The sequence below is a fragment of the Actinoplanes sp. NPDC004185 genome (assembly GCF_053603475.1).
In genome coordinates this window covers 1-1,782 of sequence record NZ_JBSGFR010000124.1, presented here as the reverse complement: position 1 = coordinate 1,782, position 1,782 = coordinate 1, and the positions used below count along the sequence as shown (strand labels likewise).

At 52.0% G+C, this 1,782-nt stretch carries 2 protein-coding genes; both read right to left on the bottom strand.

Annotated elements, in window-relative coordinates; genetic code table 11:
• Positions 1–357 precede the first annotated feature (357 nt).
• Positions 358–810, bottom strand: coding sequence for a hypothetical protein (locus tag ACWEOZ_RS44280; RefSeq protein ID WP_451916666.1), 453 nt, complete (start codon positions 808–810; stop codon positions 358–360).
• Between the two features lie 219 nt (positions 811–1,029).
• On the bottom strand, positions 1,030–1,782 hold a 753-nt coding region (locus ACWEOZ_RS44275; RefSeq protein WP_451916665.1), incomplete at its 5' end, for a hypothetical protein.

Here is a 1,782-nt window from a genome sequence, read left to right as displayed (position 1 = left end):
GATAGCTTGAAAACATGTCCGTTCCACCCGGCAATGGGTTCCATCAGTGCGTCGCAAAAGGGGGTCGTTGGTGTGTCGCAATCCCTCGCGGCCTGCAACACAGCATCAGTTGCCCCTTCGGCCACATCAACATTCATCGCCAAACAGCATAAGCCGAGGAAAATCGATGCCGACACGGTCGTCTGAAAATAGCGATGCCGCTCTCTGTGTATATTCACACCCACCCCCATTCGCATGGCGCGACCATTCGATTCGAAGCCGAAAAATATCGCATACGGGTACCGCCGAGTAACGCGAACTGAACGGCCTCATTATTAGACACAACCCCTTAAAATCTCGTCGACGACTACAGCAATCTCATTTCGAGAAATATTTGGTGAAGCGCGCGATCTGTTCCTTCGTTACAGGCTGGCCTGCCTGGTCCGGCATCGGCACGCTTCCGTGCAGGAGGATAAAGCTGAACCCGGTTCCAGCCTTTTGTGCATTTCCATGACACCCCATGCATCCACCCATATTTACGGAGTCATGGTTGTACGTCACGTTATTGAATTGATTCTTTGTTCCATCGGAAAAATCCGTAATCCGAAAACTGAATTTGTCGAAGTTGACGAAGGTTCCGCTGAATTTCTGAAGATTGTAATCCGTTTCAATCACGCCATTGGATTGATAATACGTCGACTGCACCGACCTATCCTCGTTACTGTAATCGATTCCCGGTTTTTTTCCAGTAAGCGGCTTGCTCTGAACGTTGACGAGCTTGTAATACGACCACACCGAATTCTTCGCACCGAAATTCTTTTGCGAGTACATGGAAATCGCATCATGAGCAGATTTATTGACCGCAATAATTTCATCCGGAATCTGATTGATTCTTCGATTGACAATGATCGGACCTCCATCTACGAGTCCGGTTTGCGCGGTGTTCTGGTAGTACAGCCGAGCGCCTGGCGGCGAGCTGAAATTTTTGGGGGAATAGGAGAATTGCTGGAGAGTCCCGGGCTGTGCGTTTTTCGAGACAATATTCGGATATTACGGTATCGGCGGGATCGGATTGGCAATATATTTTCCATCCATATCCTCGACCGGCTTGCCCGCCGCATCAAGAATATTGTCCGCCTGTTCGAAGGTTGCGTAGATAAAATACGGAGCCGATGATGTTTTCTGAATAATGTGCAAGCCAATGAGGCCGAAATCGTCGTCGACATAGTACGTCTTCGTATCCGCGCCGTCGCCCTTGACGTAATAACGCACGCGGGTTGTATAGAAACGGCCGGATGCTCGCTCGGAGGCAGTCAATCGTCGCCAGGCCGCCTTGACCTCGACCGAGCCGTAAGGCAAGCAGATCAAGCCGCTGCAGGGCGGGAGCGGATCGTCTCCGTGATCCGAGATGTATTTCGCCGTTGCTTCGAATATGCCGGCCACTCTTTTGTCGCTGACACCGCCCAACAACTGGTTCGCCGCGACATAGGCGTATTCCTTGCGGTTGGCCTTGGCCATGAACAAGATCTGGGCGTCATCCGACTTCACGTTCGGCGACAGAATCCCTGCATAAATCTGGTTCAAGCCGATCTGGCTATTCTCGTCCAGGTTGATCCACGGCGTCGGGCCATAGGCGATTCCTCGGTATGCGGTGATCGGGATTTTGTAGTTGTAAGCGGGCCGTGCGTCGTAACCGTAATCGTCCGATTCATTCGCGTTATACCCCGGAGGCTCGCCTTGACCCGGGAAGATTTCAACCTTCCCGCGAAAGGTGTGCCATACAAGCGGTCCGGTAAACCCGGG